The 23,630-nt window shown below is 68.8% G+C and carries 23 protein-coding genes, 1 pseudogene and 2 riboswitches; of the genes and pseudogenes, 17 read left to right on the plus strand and 7 right to left on the minus strand.

Annotated elements, in window-relative coordinates:
- Window positions 1-134: 134 nt before the first annotated feature.
- Genes AC0GNO_RS15060 through AC0GNO_RS15075 form a run of 4 tightly spaced genes read right to left on the minus strand, consistent with a single transcriptional unit; the run spans window position 135 to window position 2,775 of the window.
- Window positions 135-1,241, minus strand: a complete 1,107-nt coding sequence (locus tag AC0GNO_RS15060) for a 3-deoxy-7-phosphoheptulonate synthase (RefSeq protein ID WP_472904526.1) — start codon at window positions 1,239-1,241, stop codon at window positions 135-137.
- 37 nt (window positions 1,242-1,278) lie between these two features.
- Window positions 1,279-1,749: a C40 family peptidase gene (locus AC0GNO_RS15065; protein WP_472904527.1), complete on the minus strand. Its 471-nt coding sequence runs from the start codon at window positions 1,747-1,749 to the stop codon at window positions 1,279-1,281.
- Between the two features lie 43 nt (window positions 1,750-1,792).
- Window positions 1,793-2,425, minus strand: coding sequence for a 3'-5' exonuclease (locus AC0GNO_RS15070; RefSeq protein ID WP_472904528.1), 633 nt, complete (start codon window positions 2,423-2,425; stop codon window positions 1,793-1,795).
- Window positions 2,422-2,775, minus strand: a complete 354-nt coding sequence (locus AC0GNO_RS15075; RefSeq protein ID WP_472904529.1) for a zinc ribbon domain-containing protein YjdM — start codon at window positions 2,773-2,775, stop codon at window positions 2,422-2,424. The genes AC0GNO_RS15070 and AC0GNO_RS15075 overlap by 4 nt, the downstream gene beginning before the upstream one ends.
- 192 nt (window positions 2,776-2,967) lie before the next feature.
- Window positions 2,968-3,068, plus strand: a riboswitch (guanidine-I (ykkC/yxkD leader).
- 52 nt (window positions 3,069-3,120) lie between these two features.
- On the opposite strand from AC0GNO_RS15075, the gene AC0GNO_RS15080 reads away from it, so the two are divergent.
- The 9 genes from AC0GNO_RS15080 to AC0GNO_RS15120 all read left to right on the plus strand — a co-directional run bounded on the left by AC0GNO_RS15080 (window position 3,121) and on the right by AC0GNO_RS15120 (window position 10,766).
- A complete protein-coding gene (locus AC0GNO_RS15080; protein WP_472904530.1) occupies window positions 3,121-4,161 on the plus strand; it encodes an ABC transporter substrate-binding protein in 1,041 nt (346 codons plus the stop codon).
- 88 nt (window positions 4,162-4,249) lie between these two features.
- Window positions 4,250-5,263, plus strand: a complete 1,014-nt coding sequence (locus AC0GNO_RS15085) for a fatty acid desaturase family protein (RefSeq protein ID WP_472904531.1) — start codon at window positions 4,250-4,252, stop codon at window positions 5,261-5,263.
- A gap of 2 nt (window positions 5,264-5,265) precedes the next feature.
- Window positions 5,266-6,045 carry an SDR family NAD(P)-dependent oxidoreductase gene (locus AC0GNO_RS15090; RefSeq protein WP_472904532.1) on the plus strand — a complete coding sequence of 260 codons (780 nt, stop codon included), beginning with the start codon at window positions 5,266-5,268 and terminating at the stop codon, window positions 6,043-6,045.
- Entirely contained in the window at window positions 6,042-6,803 is a 762-nt protein-coding gene (locus AC0GNO_RS15095; RefSeq protein ID WP_472904533.1) for an SDR family NAD(P)-dependent oxidoreductase, read from the plus strand. The genes AC0GNO_RS15090 and AC0GNO_RS15095 overlap by 4 nt, the downstream gene beginning before the upstream one ends.
- 2 nt (window positions 6,804-6,805) lie before the next feature.
- Window positions 6,806-7,723: a DMT family transporter gene (locus AC0GNO_RS15100; protein ID WP_472904534.1), complete on the plus strand. Its 918-nt coding sequence runs from the start codon at window positions 6,806-6,808 to the stop codon at window positions 7,721-7,723.
- 1 nt (window position 7,724) lies between these two features.
- Window positions 7,725-8,519: a creatininase gene (locus AC0GNO_RS15105; RefSeq protein ID WP_472904535.1), complete on the plus strand. Its 795-nt coding sequence runs from the start codon at window positions 7,725-7,727 to the stop codon at window positions 8,517-8,519.
- On the plus strand, window positions 8,516-9,187 hold the full coding sequence (locus AC0GNO_RS15110) for a cysteine hydrolase family protein (protein ID WP_472904536.1): 672 nt from the start codon (window positions 8,516-8,518) through the stop codon (window positions 9,185-9,187). The genes AC0GNO_RS15105 and AC0GNO_RS15110 overlap by 4 nt, the downstream gene beginning before the upstream one ends.
- Window positions 9,184-9,984, plus strand: coding sequence for a hypothetical protein (locus tag AC0GNO_RS15115; protein ID WP_472904537.1), 801 nt, complete (start codon window positions 9,184-9,186; stop codon window positions 9,982-9,984). The genes AC0GNO_RS15110 and AC0GNO_RS15115 overlap by 4 nt, the downstream gene beginning before the upstream one ends.
- Entirely contained in the window at window positions 9,981-10,766 is a 786-nt protein-coding gene (locus AC0GNO_RS15120) for an MBL fold metallo-hydrolase (protein WP_472904538.1), read from the plus strand. The genes AC0GNO_RS15115 and AC0GNO_RS15120 overlap by 4 nt, the downstream gene beginning before the upstream one ends.
- 4 nt (window positions 10,767-10,770) lie before the next feature.
- Here the strand turns inward: AC0GNO_RS15120 and AC0GNO_RS15125 are convergent, their stop codons facing one another.
- Together AC0GNO_RS15125 and AC0GNO_RS15130 are read right to left on the minus strand one after the other, a co-directional pair.
- Window positions 10,771-11,319 (minus strand): DUF6036 family nucleotidyltransferase, encoded by a 549-nt coding sequence (locus AC0GNO_RS15125; RefSeq protein ID WP_472904539.1) that lies wholly within the window; start codon window positions 11,317-11,319, stop codon window positions 10,771-10,773.
- A complete protein-coding gene (locus AC0GNO_RS15130; RefSeq protein WP_472904540.1) occupies window positions 11,300-11,977 on the minus strand; it encodes a helix-turn-helix domain-containing protein in 678 nt (225 codons plus the stop codon). The genes AC0GNO_RS15125 and AC0GNO_RS15130 overlap by 20 nt, the downstream gene beginning before the upstream one ends.
- A 117-nt stretch (window positions 11,978-12,094) precedes the next feature.
- Here AC0GNO_RS15130 and AC0GNO_RS15135 point away from each other — a divergent pair, with 117 nt between their 5' ends.
- From AC0GNO_RS15135 to atzF, 7 genes are all read left to right on the plus strand, one after another.
- Window positions 12,095-12,718, plus strand: coding sequence for a DUF6198 family protein (locus tag AC0GNO_RS15135; protein WP_472904541.1), 624 nt, complete (start codon window positions 12,095-12,097; stop codon window positions 12,716-12,718).
- Window positions 12,719-12,833: 115 nt separating this feature from the next.
- A riboswitch (guanidine-I (ykkC/yxkD leader) is annotated at window positions 12,834-12,952 on the plus strand.
- 57 nt (window positions 12,953-13,009) lie between these two features.
- Window positions 13,010-13,888 (plus strand): ABC transporter permease, encoded by an 879-nt coding sequence (locus AC0GNO_RS15140; protein WP_472904542.1) that lies wholly within the window; start codon window positions 13,010-13,012, stop codon window positions 13,886-13,888.
- 4 nt (window positions 13,889-13,892) lie between these two features.
- A complete protein-coding gene (locus tag AC0GNO_RS15145) occupies window positions 13,893-14,735 on the plus strand; it encodes an ABC transporter ATP-binding protein (RefSeq protein WP_472904543.1) in 843 nt (280 codons plus the stop codon).
- 150 nt (window positions 14,736-14,885) lie between these two features.
- Window positions 14,886-15,584, plus strand: coding sequence for an urea amidolyase associated protein UAAP1 (locus tag AC0GNO_RS15150; protein WP_472904560.1), 699 nt, complete (start codon window positions 14,886-14,888; stop codon window positions 15,582-15,584).
- 32 nt (window positions 15,585-15,616) lie between these two features.
- Window positions 15,617-16,261, plus strand: coding sequence for an urea amidolyase associated protein UAAP2 (locus tag AC0GNO_RS15155; RefSeq protein WP_472904561.1), 645 nt, complete (start codon window positions 15,617-15,619; stop codon window positions 16,259-16,261).
- 80 nt (window positions 16,262-16,341) lie between these two features.
- On the plus strand, window positions 16,342-20,025 hold the full coding sequence (gene uca / locus AC0GNO_RS15160; protein WP_472904544.1) for an urea carboxylase: 3,684 nt from the start codon (window positions 16,342-16,344) through the stop codon (window positions 20,023-20,025).
- A 32-nt stretch (window positions 20,026-20,057) separates the two neighbouring features.
- Window positions 20,058-21,899 carry an allophanate hydrolase gene (gene atzF / locus AC0GNO_RS15165; RefSeq protein WP_472904545.1) on the plus strand — a complete coding sequence of 614 codons (1,842 nt, stop codon included), beginning with the start codon at window positions 20,058-20,060 and terminating at the stop codon, window positions 21,897-21,899.
- 43 nt (window positions 21,900-21,942) lie between these two features.
- On the opposite strand, the pseudogene AC0GNO_RS15170 reads toward atzF, so the two are convergent.
- Window positions 21,943-22,017, minus strand: a pseudogene (locus AC0GNO_RS15170) (VOC family protein); the annotation flags it as partial.
- Between the two features lie 357 nt (window positions 22,018-22,374).
- Here AC0GNO_RS15170 and AC0GNO_RS15175 point away from each other — a divergent pair.
- Window positions 22,375-23,622 carry an efflux RND transporter periplasmic adaptor subunit gene (locus AC0GNO_RS15175; protein ID WP_472904546.1) on the plus strand — a complete coding sequence of 416 codons (1,248 nt, stop codon included), beginning with the start codon at window positions 22,375-22,377 and terminating at the stop codon, window positions 23,620-23,622.
- Window positions 23,623-23,630 lie beyond the last annotated feature (8 nt).

Here is a 23,630-nt window from a genome sequence, read left to right on the forward strand (position 1 = left end):
GAGGCGCCAGCCAAAGCCAGCGACTGGCGCACTCTAGACACTCCGCGCAGGAGCGGGATCAAATCCCTGTAAAAGTTGACAGTGTCGTCAACGGCGAGCCAGTCTGGACGGGCCCGTTCGTCGGGCACCGGGGATCAGCGGCCGGTTTTCGAGCGCCGCGCCCGCACCGCTTCGGCCAGCCCCTGCAGCACCGGCACGGTCTGTTCGAAGCTGATGCAGGCGTCGGTCACGCTCACGCCGTGCTGCAGCGGCTGGCCGGGCACGATGTCCTGGCGGCCTTCGTTCAGGTGGCTTTCGATCATCACACCGGTGATGCGCGTGTCGCCCGCGGCGATCTGCTGCGCCACGTCGGCGGACACGTCGATCTGCCTGCGGTGCTGCTTGCTGCTGTTGGCGTGCGAGACGTCGATCATCACCTGCTCGCGCAGGCCCGCGGCTTTCAGCAGCGCGCAGGCGGCGTCCACATCGGCCGCGCTGTAGTTGGTTGCCTTGCCACCACGCAGGATGACGTGGCAATCCGCGTTGCCACGCGTTTCGAAGATCGCGGCCTGACCCATCTTGGTCATGCCCATGAAGGCGTGTGGCGCCTGCGCCGCCTGGATGGCGTCGCTAGCCACCTTGATGCCGCCGTCGGTGCCGTTCTTGAAGCCCACCGGGCAGGAGAGGCCGCTGGCGAGCTGGCGGTGGCTCTGGCTCTCCGTCGTGCGCGCGCCGATGGCGCCCCAGCTCACCAGGTCGCTGATGAACTGCGGGCTCAGCAGGTCCAGGAACTCGGTGCCTACCGGCAGGCCCAGCGCCAGCACGTCCAGCAGCAGCTGGCGCGCCAGTTCCAGCCCTTCGTTGATGGCGAAACTGCCGTCCAGGTGCGGGTCGTTGATGTAGCCCTTCCAGCCCACGGTGGTGCGCGGCTTCTCGAAGTACACCCGCATCACCACCAGCAGGTCTTGTGACAGCGCATCGGCCTGTTCCTTGAGCAGCCGCGCGTATTCCATGGCCTGCCCGTGGTCGTGGATGGAGCACGGCCCGACCACGACGATGAGGCGGTCGTCCTGACCGTGCAGCACGCGCGAGAGCGCGCCGCGGCTGCTCTCGACCAGCGCCAGCGCCTCGGGCGGCGTGGGCAGCCATTCCTGCAGCAGGGCGGGCGTGATGAGCGGGCGCACCGCGCCGATGCGCAGGTCGTCGATGCGGGTCGTGTCCTGGGTGGACAGCGGGGTGGATGTGCGGTGGGCGTGGGTCATAGCCCGGTATTGTCGCGCGGCCGCCATGGGCCGCCCTTCAGGGGCGGCGGAAGGCGGTGTGCTGGCGCGCCCAGTAGCGGTTGTCCAGCCGGTCCAGCCGCACCGTGCCGCCGGTGGACGGCGCGTGCACGAAGCGGCCTTCGCCGACGTAGATGCCGGCGTGGAACGGCCGTCCCGAACCAAAGATCACCAGGTCGCCGGTGCGCAGCTCGCGGGTGCCCACCGGCTGGCCGAAGCCCGACAGTTGGGCCACCGTGCGCGGCGGCGCCACACCGGCGCGGCTCTTGTACACGTAGCCGATCAGGCCGCTGCAGTCGAAGCCGCTCTCCGGCGTGTTGCCGCCGTAGCGGTAGGGCGTGCCCACCAGCCCCAGCGCGTGGATGGCGATATCGCTCGACTGCTCGGCCGACAACGCGCGGTACGCTGGCCCGTGCGACGGGGGCGTGCTGCCGCAGCCGGCGATCAGCAAGGGGATGGTCAGGGCAAGGAGGGGCAGGAAACGGCGCATGGGTGCAAAGCGTAACGGATGCGGCACCCAATCCGGCCCGGTTTCAGACCGTTACGGAAGGTCTGGCGACCGTGGCGCGCGCCAGAAAGAACTTCGGCAGCGCCGCGCGCGTGCAGGCCTGCAGCGCACAGAGGAAGGCGTGGTCCGGTTCGGCCACACCGTGGCGCGTGCGCAGGTCGTGCTGGATGCGCTGCAGCAGCTCGGCCGCCATCTCGGCGTCGGCCAGTGCGCGGTGGGCGCGGCCGGTGCGCGGCAGCTGGAACCAGTCCACCAGGTTGCCGAGCTTGTGGCTCGGCGCTTCGGGGTAGAGCCGGCGCGAGAGCAGCACGGTGCAGGCAAAAGGCTGCGGTGCCGGCACACCGGCGCGTGCGAGCTCGGCGATCCAGTAGCGGCGGTCGAAAGACGCGTTGTGCGCCACCATCGGCAGCTCGCCGACGAAGCGCGCGGCGTCGGCCATCACGGCCTCGGCCGGCGGCGCGCTGGCCACCATGGCGTTGGTGATGCCGGTGAGCTGGGTGATGAAGGCAGGAATATGCACGCCCGCGTTCATCAGGCTCTGGAAGCGGTCCACCACCTGGCCGCGCTCCAGCAGCACGATCGCCACCTCGGTGGCGCGGTCGCCCTGGCCGGGCGAGATACCAGTGGTTTCGAAGTCGATGACGGCGATACGGCTCATGCCTTCTTCAGGAACTCCGACTTCAGCAGCATGGGCCCCAGCTCGGTCTTGCAGTCCACGTTGTGGCCGTCGTTGCCATCGACCAGGTGGATGCCCTTGATCTTGCTGCCCTTCTTGAGCACGGTGGACGAACCCTTGACCTTCAGGTCCTTGATGAGGATCACCGAGTCGCCGTCGGCCAGCGGGTTGCCGTTGGCGTCTTTCACGCTGCCGTCGCCGGCGGCTTCGTCTTCGGCACCTGCGGCCGCTTGCGGCCACTCGAAGGCGCAGTCCGGGCAGACAAAGTGGTCGCCGTCGGGGTAGGTGTTTTCAAGGCCGCATTGCGGGCAGGCGGGGATGGTGTGGGGCATGGTGAGCGCGGGTATGCGGTGGTGCAGGGGATTCTAGGCCCCGGCCCATGCACCAATTTCAGCGTCGAGGCCGGTGCGTGGGGAGCGGCGTGCCGCGATTTGGTGCAAAAACGGGGCCACGGGGCTGGCACGATCCATGCTTCCGGGGGTATCAGCATGGAGAGCGGTCTGCACACAGGGGCAGCGGCTTGTGCGTAGGTCCACTAGGGTTCCGTCCGCTTCACCGCGGGGTCTGGTCCGAGAGTGGACCGGCCTCATCGCAGGCTCCACGGAGGGACAAAAGCCCGGGAGAACGACGTCAGATCGGTTCTCCTGCGCCCATCCCTCATCAAACGGAGCTTCATCATGAAACTGGCTGGTCTCTTCTCCTCTCCCGCAGGTTCCACCACATCCTCTTCCGTGCTCGGCAGGCTGTTCAAGCCGGCGCTGGGTGCCGCGCTCGCGCTGGCCACCGCCACGGCGATGGCCGCGCCCGCCAACATGAAACTGGCCACCGTGGTCTGGATCGGCTACGGGCCCTTCTATGTGGCCGAATCGCTGGACCTGTTCAAGAAATACAACCTCAAAGTCTCGCTGCAGGTCTTCAACGACCCGGCGCTGATCCCCGCGGCCATCGCCTCGGGTGCGGTCGACGGCGGCATGCTGACCTACGACCAGGTGGTCGGCCAGGTGGCGGCAGGCCGCGCCATGAAGGTGGTGATGCCCATCGACTACTCCAACGGCGGCGACGCCATCGTGGCCGACAGCAGCATCGCCAAGGTGGCGGACTTCAAGGGCAAGAAGATCGGCTACAACCCGCTCTCGCCGAGCGACTTTTTGCTCTCCTACGCCCTCAAGACGGTGAACCTGAGCGAGAAGGACATCAGCCCCGTGAGCATGACGCCCGAAGCGGTGCCCGCGGCCATGGCCTCGGGCGCACTGCCCATCGGCGTGACCTACGAGCCCAGCCTGTCGCAGATCCTGAGCCAGGGCGGCGGCAAGAAATTCAAGGTGATCTTCTCCTCCAAGGACGCGCCCGGCCTGATCGCTGACGTGCTGGTGTTCGACGAGAAGGTCATCAAGGCCAAGCCCACCGAGATCACCGGCGTCATGAAGGCCTACCTGGACGGCATGGCCTACATGAAAGCCAAGCCCGATGAGGCCGCCAAGATCATTGGCAAGTTCATGGGCGTCTCGGCCAAGGAAGCCAAGGAACAGATGAGCGGTGTCTACAACATCCCGCTGGCCGAAATGCCCAAGGCCTTCCTGCCCGCCAAGGAAACCACGTCCTACTACGCCAGCGGCGACATCATCGGCCAGCTGCTCAAGGCCAAGGGCCAGATCACCAAGATCCCGGCGACCGAAGCCACCTTCGACGCCTCGCTCGTCAAGGCGCTGGCCAAGTAAATCCGCTCAGAGATCTCCGCCGCCCGTGCCGATGGCACCGGCGTGCGGAGCGCTGGCCACCTCGCGTTTTCCGCATGGAGTTCCCGCCATGAAACAAGCCCTTTTCCGCCACGCCGACGGCGTCTGGCCCAACACCGCCGCCCTGGCGTTCACCGTGCTCGGCTGGCCGCTCGGCATCGCCCTGCTCGGTCAGACGCACTGGGCGCTCAACGCGCTGGGCGTGCTGCTGGTCGCGCTCACGCTCACCTGGTCGGCCTACTTCATCCACGAGTTCGCCCACCACGCCATCTTCCGCACGCCACAGGCCAACGAGCGCTGGGGCCAGTTCATGAGCTGGATCAACGGCAGCGCCTACGCCAGCTTCGCCGACCTGCGTCGCAAACACATGCGCCACCATGTCGAACGCGCTGACGTCATCACCTTCGACCTGCAGGGTTTCCTGCGCGCCCACCCGCTGGTGCGGCGGATGGTGCTGGCGCTCGAATGGCTGCACATCCCTGCGGTGGAGTTCGTCATGCGCGGCTTCGTGATCGCGCTGCCCTTCCTGGGTGACCGCAAAAAGCAAGCGCGTGGCCGTGTGATCGGTGTCGCCTTCGTCCGGCTTGCGGCCTGGGCGCTGCTGGCCTGGTGGTCGCTCAAGGCCGTGGCCCTCTACGCGCTGGCCTACCTGCTGTTCGTGCACCTGCTGCGTTTTGCCGACTGCTTCCAGCACACCTACGACGCCTACCCCATCCTCGACGAAACGCCGATCCCCAAAGACAAGCTTCGTGATCGCGCCTACGAACAGGCCAACACCTTCAGCGACGTGGTGGGCCTGGACGCTCCGTTGCTCAACCTGGTCTGGCTCAACTTCGGTTTCCACAACGCGCACCACGAGCGCCCGGTGGCACCCTGGTACCAGTTGCCCCGGCTGCATCGCGAACTGTACCCCGCGGGCAATGCCCAGGTGGTCACGGTGGGCGAACTGCTGCGCGCCTACCACCGCCACCGCGTGACCCGCGTGCTCGCCAGCGACTACGGCGCGGTGCTGCCACCCGGCGTGCCGCACCGCGCCGACGGGTTCATCGGGGCTGTCGGCGTCTCCTTTTTGACGGCGGTGTGACCGTGAACTACGGCCTGCAGGGAAAAACCGTGCTGATCACCGGCGCGGCCGGCGGCATCGGCAGCGCGCTGTCGCGCGCCTTTCTCGCACAGGGCGCGCGGCTGATGCTGCTGGACCGCGCGGCCGCGCCGCTGGACGCGCTGGTGGGATCGCTGCACAGCAGCCAGGTGCACAGCGCGGTGTGCGATCTCGGCAGCGATGCCCAGGTGACGGCGGTGGCGGCCCAAGTGCAGGAGCGCATTGGCCAACTCGACGTGTTGATCAACAACGCCGGCATCGAATACCCCACCCCGCTGGCCGATGCCGAAGCGGGTTTCATGGCGTGCTGGACCGGTCTGCTCGACAACAACGTGAGCAGCATGGTGCGGCTCACGCAGGCGCTGCTGCCACTGTTGCCGCGCGGCGCGAGCGTGATCAACCAGTCGTCCATCTGGGGCCGCATCGGCGTGGCCGGTTTCTCGGCCTACAGCGCGAGCAAACACGCAGTCGTCGGCCTTACCCGCTCGCTCGCGCTGGAGCTGGGGCCGCGCGGCATCCGCGTCAACGCGGTCTGCCCCGGCTGGGTGCGCACCGACGCGGCGATGCGTTCGCTGACCGCGATGGCCGCAGAGAGCGGTCGCAGCGAGGCCGAGGTCGAGCGTGAGATCCTCGCGCGCCAGGCCGTGCCGACGATGCTCACGCCCGATCAAGTCGCGGGCGTGTTCCTCTTCCTTGCCAGCGAAGGCGCCATGCCGCTCACCGGCCAGTGTCTGGTGGCCAGCCACGGTGAGGTGATGGCATGAGCTTCTCAGTGTCGTTGCAGGGCCAGACCGCGCTGATCACTGGCGCCGCCACCGGCATCGGCCGCGCCACCGCGCTGCTGTTCGCGCAGGCCGGCGCGCGCGTGGTGGTCAACCACCGGGGGCAGGACGCCGAAGCCGATTCGCTGGTGCAAGCCATCGAGGCCGCAGGCGGCCAGGCCACAGCCCTCGATGCCGACGTGAGCGATGCCACCGCCGTGCAGCGCCTGGTGGACGAGGCCATCGCCGCCTGCGGCGACCTCCACATCCTGGTCAACAACGCCGGCATCATCCAGGAGAAGGCCTTCCTCGACACCACCGAAGCCGACTGGGACCGCATGCTCGGCACCGACCTCAAGTCGGTCTTCCTGATGTGCCGCGCGGTGCTGCCCGGCATGGTGGCGCGCGGCAGCGGCGCCATCGTCAACATCGCCTCCGACCTCGGCATCCTCGGGCGCGAGCGCTACGCGCCCTACTGCACCGCCAAGGCCGGCGTGATCGGCCTCACACGCTCATTGGCGCGCGAGTTCGCGCCGCACCAGATCCGCGTCAACGCCATCGCGCCCGGGCCGGTGGCCACCGCCATGGTGTCGCTCGAACACATGAGCGCCGAGTGGGTGGAGAAAGAACTCGCGATCCCGCAGCACCGCCTGGGTGCGCCGGAAGAGATCGCCGCCACGGCACTGTTCCTCGCGTCCGACCTGTCGCGCTTCTACTGCGGCCAAATACTCAGCCCCAACGGCGGCTCGGTGATGCCATGAGGATGAAACACCCCTCCGATCGCACCGCCACCGGCGTGCTGCTGTTCTCTGCCTCGCTCTGGGGCTTGTCGTGGATGCCGCTGAAATGGTTCATCGCGCAGGGCCTGAGCGGGCCGGTGGTGTCGCTGCTGTCGTATGGGCTGGTGGGCCTGTGCGCGCTGCCCTTCATCTGGCACGACCGCGCGGCCTGGCGCTCGCAGTGGGGCTATGTGCTCGCGCTGGCGCTGGTGGGTGGCTGGGCCAACACCTCGTTCGTCAACGCGCTGATGATGGGCGACGTGGTGCGGGTGATGTTCCTGTTCTACCTCTCGCCCGTGTGGTCGGTACTGGGTGGCCGGCTTTTCCTGAAGGAGCGCATTCCGCCCCTGCGCTGGGCTGCGGTGGTGGCCGCCATCGTGGGCCTGTGGATGGTGCTCGGCGGGCCGGGCGCCGCGAACCTGTCGCTCAGCTTCGTGGACTTCCTCGCGCTTTCGGCCGGCTTTGCCTTCGCGGCCAACAACATCCTCGCGCGCGCCGCGCAGGCCGTGCCCATGCGCACCAAGACGCTGTCCGTGTTCGTCGGCTGCGGTGTGATTTCGCTCGCGGCCACCAGCGCACTGGGCCACAGCGTGCCGGCCATGGGCGCGGGCGTGTGGCTCGGCATCCTGGGCTACGGCTTCGGCTGGCTGCTGCTGGCCACCGCCACCTGGCAGTTCGGCGTGACGCACCTGGAGAGCAGCCGCGCCGGCGTGATCCTGCTGGCCGAACTGGTGGTGGCCGTGCTCACCGCGCTCTGGTTCGGTGGCGAAAGCCTCACGCCCATGGGCTGGGCGGGTGGTGCGCTCATTGCGACAGCGGCCCTGGTGGAAGCGCTGGGCAGCAGCGGCACCGATTCACCCGCGCCCGGCAACGACCCAAGCCATGCAACAACCGGAGTCTGAGATGACAAGCCCCAACACCGTTTGGATGAACCAGCTCTCATGGCTGGATTACCAGGCCCGCATCCAGCGCGAGCACCCGCCCGTGCTGCTGCCCGTGGGCGCGCTCGAACAGCACGGCCCGCACCTGCCGCTGGGCACCGACGGCCTGCTCGCCAGCGCCGTGGCCGCCGACACGGCGGCGCGGGTGGGCGGCCTGGTCGCGCCGACAATGAGCTACGGCTACAAGTCGCAGCCCAAGTGCGGTGGCGGCCAACACTTCTGCGGTACCACCAGCGTGGACGCCGCCACGCTCATCGGCCAGGTGCGCGACGCGGTGCGCGAATTCGCGCGCCACGGCCTGAACAAACTCGTGATCGTGAACGGCCACTACGAAAACCAGTGGTTCCTGATCGAAGGCATCGACCTCGGCCTGCGCGACGCCCGGGCCGCCGACCCGGCCTGCGCGCTGCAGGTGATGCGGCTGGAGTACTGGGACTTCATGACGCCCGAGACCCTGGGCGACGTGTTCCCCGACGGTTTCCCCGGCTTCGCGCTGGAGCACGCCGCGGTGCTGGAAACGTCCATGATGCTGCACCACCACCCCAACCTGGTGCGCATGGACCTGCTGCCCGATGACGGCCCGGCCGACTTCCCGCCCTACGACATGTACCCGCCACGCACCGACTGGGTGCCGCCCTCGGGCGTACTGTCTTCGGCCAAAGGCTCCGACGCCGCCAAGGGCAAGCTGCTGGCCGACGAGGTGGCGCGCCGCATGGCCGAAGCCATCACCACCGGGTTCACCCGCCCCGCGCCATGAACGCCCCGACCACCTTCGACCCCGCCACCACCGCGCTGCTCGTCATCGACATGCAGCGCGACTTCTGCAGCCCCGGTGGCTACGCCCACCAGGCCGGCATCGACATCGCGCCCATGCAGGCCGTGGTGCCGCAGGTGCAGCGCCTGCTGGCCGCCGCGCGCGCAGCGGGCCTGCTGGTGGTGCACACACGCGAAGGGCATCTGCCCGACCTCTCGGACTGCCCGGCGCCCAAGCTGGCGCGCAGCGTGGCGGCCGGCGCACCCATCGGCAGCCACGGCCCGCTGGGCCGCCTGCTGGTGCGCGGTGAACAGGGCCACGACTTCGTGCCCGCGCTGCGCCCGCTGGTCAGCGAGCATGTGATCGACAAACCGGGCTACGGCGCCTTCCACCAGACCACGCTGGGTTCACTGCTGGCCACCTTCGGCATCGGCCAGCTCATCCTCTGCGGCGTGACCACCGAGGTTTGCGTGCACTCCACGCTGCGCGAGGCGGTGGACCGCGGCTACACCTGCACCACCGTGGGCGACGCCACCGCCGCCAGCCAGCCCGAGCTGCAGGCGCCCGCGCTCGCCATGATCGGGGTCGAAGGCGGCATCTTCGGTTCGGTGATGGGCACCGATGATTGCGTGCTGGCGCTGCAAGCGCTGCACGTGCAAGCCACCGCATGAACACCCCCGACCACCCCGGTGTGCCCGCCACGTACCACGGCGTGTGGGCGCGCACCCTGCTCGAAACACCCGAAGGCCGCGACACCACCACCTGGGTGCGCTGGCTGCAGACCGGCCTGTGGCACGGCGATTTGCGCGTGCCGCCCGATGCGCCGCGCGACACGCCCGAAGGTCTGGCGCTGCAACAAGGCTTTGGCGGCACCACCGCCATCACCCGGCCCGACGCGGCATTGCCCGAGGTCTGCACCTGGCAGCGAACCATCGACTTCCAGCCCCCGCGCAGCACGCCCGACGCTGGCCACATGGTGTTCGAGACCCCGGCGCGCGTGGTCGAAACCGGCATCCACGGCCGTTACCTCGAAGTGTGGGAACGCCTGCCCGGCTCGCTCGGCCGGCGCATCGCACTCGCGCGGCTCGACGCCGGCGGCCAGCCCGGCGCCGAGCGCCTGCTGGTGGCCGGCCTGTACCTCATGCACCTGCGCCCGCGCGCTGCCGCCTGGCCGGCCGATCTTCGGCCCGACGAGACTCTGGCCAGCGTGGTGCAACGCCACCCAGCGAAAGCCTCCCCGCTGCTGGACTTCACCATCAGCTTTGGCACGCTGGCGCACGGCGTATGGACGCTGGAGCGCGCGGCCCAGCCCGCGCTGGAAGGCCAGGCCCTGCCCTGCGCGCTGCACCGGGTGGACGCCGCGCGCGCCCGTGTGGAACGCGGCCCGCTGGCGGGCGGGTGGCAGGTGCTGGAGTGGGTCGACGACACGCGGAATGAGGCCATCGCCGAAATGCACGAACGCCCATGACCACCCCACTCAAACCCATCGACGGCGACTGGTTCCAGTTCCGCAGCCTCGGCGAGGGCATCACCCTCATCACCGAGCCGCACGTCATCCCGCTGCTCCGCTGCAACATCTGGCACGTCCGCGGGCGCGGTCTCGACCTCATGGTCGACACCGGTCTGGGCGTCAGCAGCCTGCACGCCGCCTCGCGCCACCTCTTCGGCCAGCGCGTGGCCGCGCTCGCCACCCACGTGCACCTCGACCACGTGGGCGGCCACCACGAGTTCGCCGAATGCTGGTGCCACCGGCTCGAAGCCGATGCGCTGTCGAAGGCCGACCCCAACGGCACGCTGGCCGACTTCGATCTCAGCGAGGTGAACATCGAAGTTCCCGGCTATCAAACCGGCGGCCCCGCCCTCACCGCCCTGCCCACGCCCGACTACGACCTCTCGGCCTGGGAGATCAAACAGGCCACTGTCACGCGCCGGCTCGACGAAGGCGACGCCATCGACCTCGGCAACCGCCACTTCGAGGTGCTGCACCTGCCGGGCCACTCACCCGGCAGCATCGGCCTGTGGGAAGCGAAGAGCGGCACGCTGTTTTCAGGCGACGCGATCTACGACGGCCCGCTCATCGACGACCTGCACCACTCCGACCGCACGGCCTACGCACGCACCATGGAACGCCTGCTGACCCTGCCGGTGAACGTGGTGCACGCAGGCCACGACCCGAGCTTCGGGCGCGAGCGGCTGCGCGAGCTGGTGCGGGCGTATCTGGAGCGGGTGGGAGACCAGGCCGGTCGCTGAGGCCTTACAAACCCGCTTCTTTCACCCAACGCCTGATCCGGCTCTTCACCCGATCGATGTCTTGCGCGGAGCGCGGTAAATCGTTCGCTCGGGTCAGTGCCTCCGCTGGCGCCACCAGCCCGGCCCGCAGCAGAGCCTTGTTGAATGGGCCGTCCTTCTCGCGGTTGGCCACACCCTTGGCAAGGAACAGGTCGGTCGGGTCGATGCACCATGCCGCCCGCCCGTCGGTGCCCTCGTTCTGAAGCGCCGTCAGCCGCTTCTCCCATCCGGCGGGCAGCACCGCGGTGTGCGAATCGACCCCTTGCGCATAGACGCCGAACCGGACGTGAAAGGCAGAGCCTTCGCCGATGCTTGCGTCAATCTTGTCCAGCAGGTGCTGGATGTCACCATCGACGTTGTACGGGTAGATGTCGGCCTCCATCGACATCAGGCATTCCGCCGGCGGGTACCTCACCGCGCCCAGGATGGACTGGCTCCCGATGACGATGAAGTCGTACTGGTTCGTGATCACCCCAGCCGCACGAATGATGTGTTCAAGCTGCTCGCGCTGCATGCCCGTTTCCTTCGGTCGCGAGCTGCGCATGTTCATCCCGCAGCGCCCGGACCTGCTGCAGGATCTGCATGCGGTCCTCCGCGGCCAGCAGACCTGGCAGGGGCGACGCCTGGCGCAACTGGTTGGCCTTCTGCGACCGGCTCAGCGCCTTCTTCCAGTCGCTGTCCTGCAAGATCCTTTGCCATTCATCGAGCAGTGGCTGGGCGTTGAGGTCGTTGTGGGTGCGCCAGCTGTCGAGGATGCCCAGCGCGCGGGTCCGCTGCGCGGGGTCGTTCTTGATCAGCGACACGGCCTTTTCATGCATGAGCAGGCTCTGCAGATCCTGCAAGGCGTGGGGCTGCGGCTCACGGCGCGCCGGGCTGACAGCGTAGGTGGGCGTGTTCTGTCGGGCTTCAAGCGCCTGCGGCGCGGCGGGGTTGCCCAGCGAAGGCAGGTTGGCGCCCACGCCCAGCTCCGTCATGACCCGCAGGTATGAACCCATGGTCACCGATGGATCACCCAGCTCGATCGCATACAGCGTCGTGCGTGAAATGCCCGCATCGCGCGCCAGCGACTGGGCCGACACCCTGCGCGCCGTGCGGGTGGCGCGCAGGTTCTCCCCGAGGCGCATGAGCAGGTCGCGCTCGCCGGCGGTGGGGAGCTGGATATGGGCTGGCATGTCCAGCATTTTATACAGATGGACCGCGATTTGTCCAATATGCTGGACATCCATGATGGGGTACAGAGCCTTTCTGCACGCGCGCCATCACGGCACGCCCCATGCTTGTTCCCCCGCATGGACTCCGCCACCCCCATCGCATCCACCCCCAACGCCCACTCCTGGTTCGACGACACCCACGCGCTCATCGCTGGTTCGCTCTTCGTTGCACTCGGCATGACCATGTTCGGCCACGCCGGCCTGCTCACCGGCGGCGTGGCGGGCGTGGCTTTTCTGGCGGGCTACGCCACCGGTCTCCCCTTCGGCCTGTTCTTCTTCCTGTTCAGCCTGCCGTTTTTCGTGCTCTCCTGGTACCGGCTCGGCCCGGCGTTCACCTTCAAGAGCTTCGGCGCCGTCGCCCTCGTGTCCGCCTGCACCACACTGGCGCCCAAGGTGGTGCGCTTCGAACTGCTCAACCCCTGGGTCGCCTCCGTGCTCGGCGGCTTTCTGATCGGCTTCGGGCTGCTCGCCCTGCTGCGCCACCAGGCCAGCGTGGGCGGCGTCAACATCCTCGCGCAATGGCTGCAACAGGCCAAAGGCTTCAGCGCCGGCAAGGTGCAGATGTCTGTGGATCTGGTCGTCGTGCTCGCGGCGTTCGGGGTGCTGCCGCCCATCCAGGTGGCGCAATCGGTGGTGGGCGCCGTCGCCATCGGCGCCATCCTCGCGCTCAACCACCGGCCGGGGCGCTACCTGGGGGTTTGAGCGGCACCCTCAGGTGGCTGAGCACGGGCCGCCAAGTCCTGTGCTCGACACTGGCACCAAACCTGCTTATACCTACCCACAGAGAGGCGAGTGCACCAAAACGGTGATTCGCTGCCTTGAAGACCGCTAGGGTTCCGGGTTCAGACCACTTCACCAAAGAAGTCTGAGCCGTCTGGTCCGAGAGCAGTCGGCCACGATCGTGTGGCTCCACGGAGGGACAAAAGCCCGGGAGACGCTTCGCTGCTTGCGCACGAGCCTCTCTCGCCGTTTGTCCCCCGTCAGGAGCCCCGCATGTCCCGCCTTCCTCCGCCTGCATCGATTCCGCCACCGGCCCGCGCCGGTGCGCCCAGCGCCGTTGCGTCTGTGCGCCCGCCGCGGCGCAATGGCTTCTGGACGGTGCGCACCGGCATCTCGCGCCGCGCCTACTGGGTGTTTGCGCTCACCGGCCTGATCACCCCGCTGCTGATGTGGGCCGCGCTGGCCGCCTGGGGCGGCATGGACCCGACCTTCCTGCCTTCGCCCACGGCGGTGCTGGCCAAGACCTGGACCTGGGCCACCGAGACCGGCCTGCTCGAAGACATGGGCATCAGCATCTACCGCGTGGTGGCGGGCTTTGCGCTCTCGGCGGTGATCGCGCTGCCGCTGGGGTTGCTGATCGGTACGTTCCGCTCGGTGCAGGCGCTGCTGGAGCCGCTGACGGACCTGATCCGCTACATGCCGGCGGTGGCCTTCATTCCGCTGGTGATGCTGTGGGTGGGCATCGACGAGGGTTCCAAGATCGCGATCATCTTCATCGGCACCTTCTTCCAGATGGTTCTGATGGTGGCGGAAGACGTGCGCCGCGTGCCGGCCGCGCAGGTGGAGGCGGCGCAGACCATGGGCGCGAACCGCCGCGAGCTGCTTGAAAAAGTGATCCTGCCCAGCGCCAAGCCGGCGCTGCTCGACACGCTGCGCATCACCATGGGCTGGGCCTGGACCTACCTGGTCGTCGCCGAGCTGGTGGCCGCGAACTCGGGCCTGGGCTACGCGATCCTGCGCGCACAGCGCTTCCTGCAGACCGACACCATCTTCGCCGGGATCATCGTCATCGGGCTCATCGGCCTGGTGACCGACCAGCTGTTCCGCTGGCTGCACCGCCGTGCTTTCCCCTGGCTGTACCTGAAAGGCTGATGCGATGAACACCCTTCCCAAAATCTCCATCCGCGGCCTCACCAAACACTTTGACGGCGCGCCCACCCACGCGCTGGAGAACGTGAACCTGGACATCGGCGCCAACGAGTTCGTCACCTTCGTCGGCGCCTCGGGCTGCGGCAAGAGCACGCTGCTGCGCACCATCGGCGGGCTGGAGGTGCAGACCGCCGGCGAGCTGCTGGTGGACAACCGGCCTATCACCGGCCCGGGCATCGACCGCGCCATGGTGTTCCAGCACTACAGCCTCTACCCGTGGATGACGGTGATGGAGAACATCAAGTTCTGCCGCCAGCTCGCCGCGCACACGCAAGACCGCAGCTCCAGCGACGTGGAAGCCGCCTCGGGCCGGGCCGACGCGCTGCTGCGCCTGATGGGCCTGGAGGCCTCGACCGGCGCATGGCCCAACCAGCTCTCGGGCGGCATGCAGCAGCGCGTGGCGATCGCGCGCGCGCTCATGGGCCGGCCCGACATCGTGCTGATGGACGAGCCCTTCGGCGCGCTCGACGCGCAGACGCGCGAGGTGATGCACGACCTGATCCGCTACGTGCACCGGCTGGAGAAAGCCACCATCGTCTTCGTGACGCACGACGTGGAGGAAGCGCTCTACCTCGGCAGCCGCGTGGTGCTGATGGCGCCGCGCCCGGGGCGCATTGACACCATCTACGAGGTGCCCTTCGGCGACCAGCGCACGCAGGACTTGAAGTTCGCGCCCGAGTTCGTGCGCTTGAAGCGCGACATCCTGGAGCGCATCCGCGAGACCTCGGGCATGAAGACCGATCTGGAACAGCTGCAGCGCCTGAGCGGCGCGGTGAGCGAACCCGCCTGAACCCTGGAGACACCCATGAACCTCAATCACATCCCCGATCCGCTGACCACCGTCTTGCCCAACCCGCCACTGGCCGCGCCGGTGGACGCGCCCGCGTTCTGGCAACGCTTCCCTGCGCCCGCGCTGGCCGGCGTGGACACGAGCAAAGTGATGTGGAGCGAGGTGGTGCCCGGCGGCAGCCACTGGAGCTGGCGCATGCCGCGCGGCAGCGCCATCCGCTTCGTGGCGCTGGACGCGGGCGCCAACCTGAGCCTGGTGCTCTACAGCGCGCAAGAGAAGCTGGAGCGCTACAACATGCCCGACAGCCTGAAGGCGCAGCACACCGCGCACTACACCAAAGGCCATGTGCTGATGAGCGACATGGGCCGCAGCATGGCCAGCGTCACGGCCGACAGCCTGGGCTGGCACGACCCGCTGGGCGCCCTGCTCGACAACGAATTGATGCAGCAGAAGTACGGCGAGCAGCGCTACGAGCAGGCGCGCAACGCCATGTACCGGTCCGGCAAGGACGGCCTGCTGATCGAGATCGGCAAATACGGCCTGACGCGGCGCGACCTGATCGCGCCGGTGAACCTGTTCAGCAAGGTCAGCGTGGACGCGCAGGGCCGCTTCGGCTTTGCGGCGGACCACGCGAAGGCGGGCGATTTTGTGGAACTGCGCTTTGACATGGACGTGATCCTCGCCGTGTCCAGCGCACCGCATGCGCTGGACCCATCGCCTGTGTACGCGCCCAAGAAAGTGGGCCTGCTGGCCTGGCGCTGCGGTGCGGCGCCGGCCGACGATTTCTGCCGCGCCTTCCGCCCGGAAAACGCGCGTGCCCTGCACAACAGCGACATGTTGTACCTGTGAGGAGAACCGAGATGACCACCACCGCCACCGACATCCGCATCCTCGAAAGCACGCTCGACCCGGCCCACGCCGTGATGGACCAGCGCCACCCCGCGGGCGAGCCCATCCTGTTCGCCGTCAACAAGGGCCAGACCCTGCGCATCGTCGACCTCGAAGGCAACCAGGCCGCCGACGTGATCTTCTACAACCGCGACGATCTCGCCGAGCACTACAGCGCGACCGACACCATGGTCCACCAGGGCGGCATCTACCTGACCACCGGCTCCATCATCCGCAGCAACGACGGCCGGCCCATGCTCACCATCGTGGCCGACACCTGCGGCCGCCACGACACGCTGGGCGGCGCCTGCGCGGCCGAGAGCAACACCGTGCGCTACGCGCTGCAGAAGAAGTACATGCACAGCTGCCGCGACAACTATTTGATCGCCCTGCAGCGCGCCGACATGGGCCTCACCAAACGCGACCTGGTGCCCAACATCAACTTCTTCATGAACGTGCCGGTGACGGACAGCGGCGACCTGAAGTTCGACGATGGCGTGTCCGGCCCGGGCAAGTACGTGGAGATGCGCGCCGAGATGGACGTGTGGGTGCTGATCAGCAACTGCCCGCAGCTCAACAACCCCTGCAACGCGTACAACCCGACGCCCATCCAGCTGTTGGTCTGGAACCCGGCCTGACCGATCTTGTGTGAACCGCTGCTGCGGGACGGCCCGCAGCTTCCAGCCCCATTTGCAGGACGGCCTGCCCCGGAGACTCCATGTTCAGCAAGGTCCTGATTGCCAACCGCGGCGCCATCGCCTGCCGCATCATCCGCACACTCAAAGAATTGGGCGTGCAGAGCGTGGCCGTGTATTCCGAAGCCGACGCGCAGGCGCGCCATGTGCGCGAGGCCGACGAGGCCTACCTGCTCGGCCCGGCGCCCGCGGCTGAAAGCTACCTGCGCGCCGACCGCATCCTGCAGATCGCCCAGGACTGCGGCGCGCAGGCCATCCACCCCGGCTACGGCTTCCTCTCGGAAAACCCGGGCTTCGCCGAAGCCTGCGAGGCCGCGGGCATCGCCTTCATCGGCCCCACGCCGGCGCAGATGCGCGCCTTTGGCCTGAAACACACGGCGCGTGATCTGGCGCAGGCGCGCGGTGTGCCGCTGCTGCCGGGCTCGGGCCTGCTGAGCGATCTGGCGCAGGCGCAAACCGAGGCACAGCGCATCGGCTTCCCGGTGATGCTCAAGAGCACGGCGGGCGGTGGCGGCATCGGCATGCGGCTGGTGTGGAACGCGGCCGAACTCGCCGACGCGTTCGAGAACGTGGGCCGCCTCGCGCAGGCCAACTTCAAGGACGCCGGCCTGTTCATTGAGAAGTACGTGGAGCAGGCGCGCCACATCGAGGTGCAGGTGTTTGGCGACGGCGCGGGCGGCGTGATCGCGCTGGGCGAGCGAGACTGCTCGGTGCAGCGGCGCAACCAGAAGGTGATCGAAGAGACCCCGGCCCCGGGCCTGAGCGAAACGCAACGCAGCGAGCTGCACGCCACCGCCGTGCGGCTGGCGCAGGCGGTGGACTACCGCTCGGCCGGCACGGTGGAGTTCGTCTACGACGCGGCCACCGGCGCCTTCTACTTTCTGGAGGTGAACACGCGCCTGCAGGTGGAGCACGGCGTGACCGAGCAGGTAACCGGCGTGGACCTGGTGGCCTGGATGCTGCAGCTCGCCGCCGGCGACCTGCCGCCGCTGGCCACGCTGCAACCTACATTGCGCGGTGCGTCGATCCAGGTGCGGCTCTACGCCGAAGACCCGGCGCGCAATTTCCAGCCTTGTGCGGGCCTGCTCACCGAGGTGGTGTTCCCCACCGATGCCCGCGTGGACGGCTGGGTCGAGCGCGGCACCGAGGTGCCCGCCTGGTACGACCCGATGCTGGCCAAGCTCATCGTCACCGCCGACACCCGCGAGCAGGCGCTGACAAAAATGGAAGCCGCGCTCGACGCGACGCGCCTCGCCGGCATCGAAACCAACCTGGGCTACTTGCGCCAGGTGGTGCGCAGCGCGGTGTTCCGCGAAGGCCAGCAGGTCACACGTTTCCTCAACAGCTTCGAGTACCGGCCCGCGACCATCGAGGTGCTGGAGCCGGGCGTGCAGACCAGCGTGCAGGACTGGCCGGGCCGCACCGGCTACTGGGACGTGGGCGTGCCGCCCAGCGGCCCGATGGACGCCTACGCGCACCGCCTGGCGAACCAGCTGGTGGGCAATGCGCCCGATGCCGCGGCGCTGGAAATCACGCTCGCCGGCCCCACGCTGCGCTTCAACACCGACGCCGTGGTCGCCGTGACCGGCGCGCCCGTGAAGCTCATGCTGGATGGCCAGCCGGTGGCGATGTGGCAGGCGCTGCCAGTGAGCGCGGGCAGCACGCTGGCCGTGGGCCGCACCGAAGCGGGCGTGCGCCTCGCGCTGGCCGTGGCCGGCGGGCTGGACGTGCCGGCCTACCTCGGCAGCCGCAGCACCTTCACGCTCGGCCAGTTCGGCGGCCATGCAGGGCGGCACCTGCGCGCAGGCGATGTGCTGCACCTGGTGTCCTCCACCGCATCCGTTCGGGCTGAGCTTGTCGAAGCCCCTGCGTCACGCGATGCCCTTCGACAAGCTCAGGGCGTACGGTTGTTGGTCACACCGCCTGCCTTGATCCCCACCTACGGCCACCACTGGGACGTGGGCGTGCTCTACGGCCCGCACGGCGCACCCGATTTCTTCCAGCCCGACGACATCGCCACCTTCTTCGCCACCGACTGGAAGGTGCACCACAACAGCAGCCGCACGGGCGTGCGCCTGATCGGCCCCCGGCCGCAGTGGGCGCGGGCCGACGGCGGCGAGGCCGGGCTGCACCCGTCGAACATCCACGACAACGCCTACGCCATCGGCGCGATCGACTTCACCGGCGACATGCCCGTGATCCTCGGGCCCGACGGCCCCAGCCTCGGCGGCTTCGTCTGCCCCGCCGTGGTGGTGAACGCCGAGCTGTGGAAACTGGGCCAGCTGCGCCCGGGCGACACGGTGCGCTTCCACCGGCTCTCGCTGGCGCAGGCGGGTGAGCGCGAAGCGGCGGTGGAGGCTGCGCTGTCTTCACTGGCCGGCGCGCTGCCTGCGACGCCAAGCGACGAAGCAGAGGCCCACACCACACCGGTCATCTACGAAGACCCTGCGCGTGAAGACGTGCCCGCCATGCTGGTGCGCCAGGCCGGCGACCGCTACGTGCTGCTGGAGTTCGGCCCGCTGGTGCTGGACATCGAGCTGCGCCTGCGCGTGCACGTGCTGATGACGGCACTGAAGGACCTGCAGGCCCAAGGCCAGCTGCCGGGCATCATCGACATGACGCCCGGCATCCGCTCGCTGCAGGTCCACTTCGACCCGGCGCTGATCACCCGAGACGCGTTGCTGCAAGTGCTGATCGCCACCGAGGCCGCGCTGCCGCCGGTGGACGACATGGTGGTGCCCAGCCGCACCGTGCACCTGCCGCTGTCGTGGGACGACCCGCAGACCAGGCTGGCGATCGAGAAGTACATGCAGTCGGTGCGGCCCGACGCGCCCTGGTGCCCGAGCAACATCGAGTTCATCCGCCGCATCAACGGGCTGGACAGCATCGACGAGGTGTTCAAGATCGTGTTCGAGGCGCCCTACCTCGTGCTCGGCCTGGGCGATGTGTACCTGGGCGCGCCGGTGGCCACGCCGCTGGACCCGCGCCAGCGCCTCGTGACCACCAAGTACAACCCGGCGCGCACCTGGACGCCGGAGAACGCCGTGGGCATCGGCGGCGCCTACCTCTGTGTCTACGGCATGGAAGGCCCTGGCGGTTACCAGTTCGTGGGCCGCACGCTGCAGATGTGGAACCGCTGGCGGCATGGCGAGGCGGGCTCGGTGTTCGAGCAACCCTGGCTGCTGCGCTTCTTCGACCAGATCCGCTTTTATCCCGTGAGCCAGGAAGAACTGCTGCGCATCCGCGCCGATTTCCCGCACGGCGGTTATGCGCTGCGCACCGAAGAAGGCAGCTTCAGCCTCAAGGACTACCGCCGTTTCCTCGCCGACAACGCCACCAGCATCGCGGCCTTCAAGGCCACGCAGCAGGTGGCGTTTGAGGCCGAGCGCGAACGCTGGGCCGCCGCCGGCCTGGCCGAGGTGGCGAGCGAGGCCGACGTGGAAGCGGCCGGCCCCGACAGCGAGATCGACCTGCCCGAAGGCGGCCGCCTGATCGCCACCAGCGTGCCCGGCAACGTGTGGAAGGTTGCGGTGAGCGAGGGCCAGCAGGTGCAGGCCGGCGACGTGTTGATGGTGATCGAGTCCATGAAGATGGAGTTCAACCTGCTCGCCCCCGCCAGCGCCACCGTGCACCGGCTCATGTGCGCCCAGGGCGGCTCGGTGGCCGCGGGGCAGAACGTGCTCGTGCTGATCGACGAAGCCGTCTGACCTTCATTCAAAAAACATTCAAGGAGCCCAACATGGACCTGAGCACCCTTTCCTTCGACATCGCCAACCTGCAGGCCGCCTACGCCAGCGGCGTGACCGTGCGCGCGGTGGTCGCCGAAGCCCAGCGCCGCTGCGCCAGCGACACCCACCACGCCTTCATCCACCGCCTGAGCGATGCAGAGATCGAACCCTTCGTCGCGCGGCTCGACGGCGTGGACCCGGCGAGCCTGCCGCTCTACGGCGTGCCCTTTGCGATCAAGGACAACATCGACCTCGCGCACATCCCCACCACCGCGGGCTGCCCACAGTTTGCGTACACCCCCGGCGAGAGCGCGTTCCTGATCCAGCAGCTGGTGGCGGCGGGCGCGGTGCCGCTGGGCAAGACCAACCTCGACCAGTTCGCCACCGGCCTGAACGGCACACGTTCGCCCTACGGCGCGTGCCAGAACGCCTTCAACCCCGAGTTCGTTTCGGGCGGCTCCAGCTCGGGCTCGGCGGTGAGCGTGGCCAAGGGCTGGGTCAGCTTCTCGCTGGGCACCGACACGGCCGGCTCGGGCCGCGTGCCCGCGAGCTTCAACAACCTCGTCGGCCTGAAACCCAGCATCGGCCTGCTCTCGGGCACCGGCGTGGTGCCGGCCTGCCGTTCGGTGGACACGGTGTCGGTCTTCGCGCTCACCGCCGCCGACGCGCAGGCCGTGCTCGCCGTGGCTGCGGCCTACGACGAAGCCGATGCCTTCAGCCGCAAAGCCGAGCCCTTCGGCGTGGACTTCTCGGCCGGCCCGTTCCGCTTCGGCGTGCCGCGCGCGCAAGACCTGGCCTTCTTCGGCAACACCGCCGCGCCCGGATTGTTCGAAGCATCCATCGAACGCCTGAAGGCGCTGGGCGGCACATCGGTGGAAGTGGACCTCACCCTCTTCCTCGAAGCCGCGCGCCTGCTCTACGAAGGCCCCTGGGTCGCCGAGCGCTACGTCGCCATCAAGGACTTCATCGAAGCCCAACCCGAGGCCGTGTTCCCGCCGGTGCGCACCATCATCGAAGGCGGCAAGAGCAAGACTGCGGCCGATGCGTTCGCGGCCAGCTACAAGCTCAAGGCGCTCAAGCGCGTGTGCGACGCGGTGTGGAAAGACGTGGACTGCCTGCTCACGCCCACGGCCGGCACCATCTACCGCATCGCCGACATGCAGGCCGACCCGATCCGCCTGAACTCGAACCTGGGCTACTACACCAACTTCATGAACCTGCTGGACTACAGCGCCGTCGCCGTGCCCGCCGGCATGTTGACCAGCGGCGACGCAGCCGGCCTGCCCTGGGGCGTGACCCTCGGCGCGCCGGCCCACAAAGACGTGCCCCTGCTGCGCCTGGCCGACCGCTTCCATCGCGCGCAGGCGTTGTCATTGGGGGCGACCGCAACGCCGCTGGCCAACACACCCGCCATCGGCGAAGTGCCCAAGAGCGCGCTCGGCGCGGGCACGGTCAAGGTGGCGGTGTGCGGCGCGCACCTCAGTGGTTTGCCGCTCAACTGGCAGCTCACGCAGCGGGGTGCGCGGCTGTTGGGTGCGGTGAAGTCCGCGCCCGAATACAAGTTCTACGCGCTCGCCGGCGGCCCGGTGCAGCGGCTCGGCCCGGTGCAGCGGCCCGGCATGGTGCGTGTGGCCGAAGGCGGCGCGGCCATCGACATGGAAGTCTGGGAGATGCCGGCCCAACACTTCGGCAGCTTCGTCGACGGCATCCCCGCGCCGCTGGGCATTGGCAAGGTGAAGCTGGCCGACGGCAGCTGGGTCAGCGGCTTCGTGTGCGAAGTGCTGGGGGCTGAGGGCGGCACCGACATCACGGCGCTGGGCAACTGGCGGACCTGGCTGGCGCAGCAGGCCTGATCGTCCCCCTCCGGCTGGCGTCAGCTCAGCCCCGCCGGGCCGGGCCGCCGTTGCCCACGATGGCACTCCACAGGCGGCCCGTCTCGGCCTGGTCGTCGGTCGCCACCTGGAACAAAAAATGCCTCGCCGCGCCTGAACGCCGGATCGTGTTCTTGCTGGTCATCTGGGTTCTCCTGAAGGGGTGTAGACACGGAGGTTCAGGCTGCGCAGGCAGCTGGACCGATTTTGCAATCCATCTCGAACCGGTGGAACCGTTGATGCGAAATCGATCGACCTATGCCCGACGCGGGCTTTCTCGGACGCAATGACAGCGACCGGCCCGTTGCCGATGTCGGACGAGTGATGGGGCGACTGCAAGCACTTCGGCAACCCCATCACAAGGCGGGCGGTGTGGTCGCGCCAGGGCGTCTGACGGCGCCCGATCTGATGGGGTGCAACAATCGAGGCAATGTCACGCCGCTCTGTTCTCGCAACCGTGGTTCTAGCCGTCGCGCTTCTTGCCGCCCTCGCCACGTGGTGGACGACACGCGCCCCGTTGGTGCCGGCGGTCAGCGCCCGCATGGCGCCGCTGGTGCGCACCCTGCAGTTTTCCGCCCGCGTGGCCACCGCGTCGCGTGTCGAGCTGGGCAGCACCCTCACCGGGCGCGTGCTGGCGGTCGCCGTGGCCGAGGGCGCGCTGGTCAAGGCTGGCGACGTGCTCGTGCGGCTCGAGAGCGACGAGTTGCGGGCCTCGCTGGCGCAAAGCCAGGCCAGCGAACGCCAGGCCGCCGCGCGCCTGGCGGGCTTGCGCAGCACCGGGCGCAGCGCGGCGCAAGCTGCTGTGGCGCAGGCGGAGTCGGTGCGGGTGGCCGCGCAGGCCGATCTGCAGCGCACGCTGGACCTCGTGTCCAAGGGCTTTCTCAGCGAAGCGCGATTGGACGAGGTGCGCCGCGCGGCGGCGGTGGCGCAGGCGCAACTGGACGCCGCACGCGCGCAGAGCGCCGCCAACGCCGAGCCGGGTACCGACGTCGCACAGGCACAGGCGCAGCTGGCGCTGGCCCGCGCCGCCCGCGCCGCCGCCGAGGCGCGCCTGGCCCAGGTCGTGCTCACCGCACCGGCCGATGCGCGTGTGCTCTCGCGCCTGGTCGAACCTGGCCAGATCGTGCAGCCCGGTCGCGCCCTGCTCGGCCTGGCGCTGGCCGGTCCGCTGCGGCTCGTGGCGCAGGTGGATGAGCGCTACCTGGGGCAGCTCCAGCCCGGCCAGACGGCCGACGTGCTGGCCGACGCCTACCCGACGCAGCGGTTCACGGCCCGCGTGCTGTCCATCGCGCCGCTGGTCGATGCCCAGCGCGGCGCGATCGAGGTCAAGTTCGCGCTGCCGCAGCCCACGCCGGATTTCCTGCGCGAGGACATGACGTTGTCGGTGGAAGTGGAGACCGCACGTCGCGAGCGGGCGCTGGTGGTGCCGGCCGACGCACTGCGCGGTGACGAATCGACGGGCACCAGCGTCTGGCTCGCGCGCGACGGGCGCGTCGAGGCGCGCAAGGTGCGTCTGGGGTTGCGCACGCTCGACGCGGCCGAGATCCTTGAAGGCCTGAGTGAGGGCGAGCTGGTGCTGATCGGCACGGCACCGCTTCCCAGCCAGCGCGTGCGTGTCGGCACCAGTGCTGCGCCGCCGACCCGGGCCGGCAAGGGCACGAAGGAAGACGCCGGCGCCGCGATGAGCAACGCGATGGGCCGATGAAGGCGCGC

The organism is Hydrogenophaga sp. L310, from assembly GCF_055703065.1.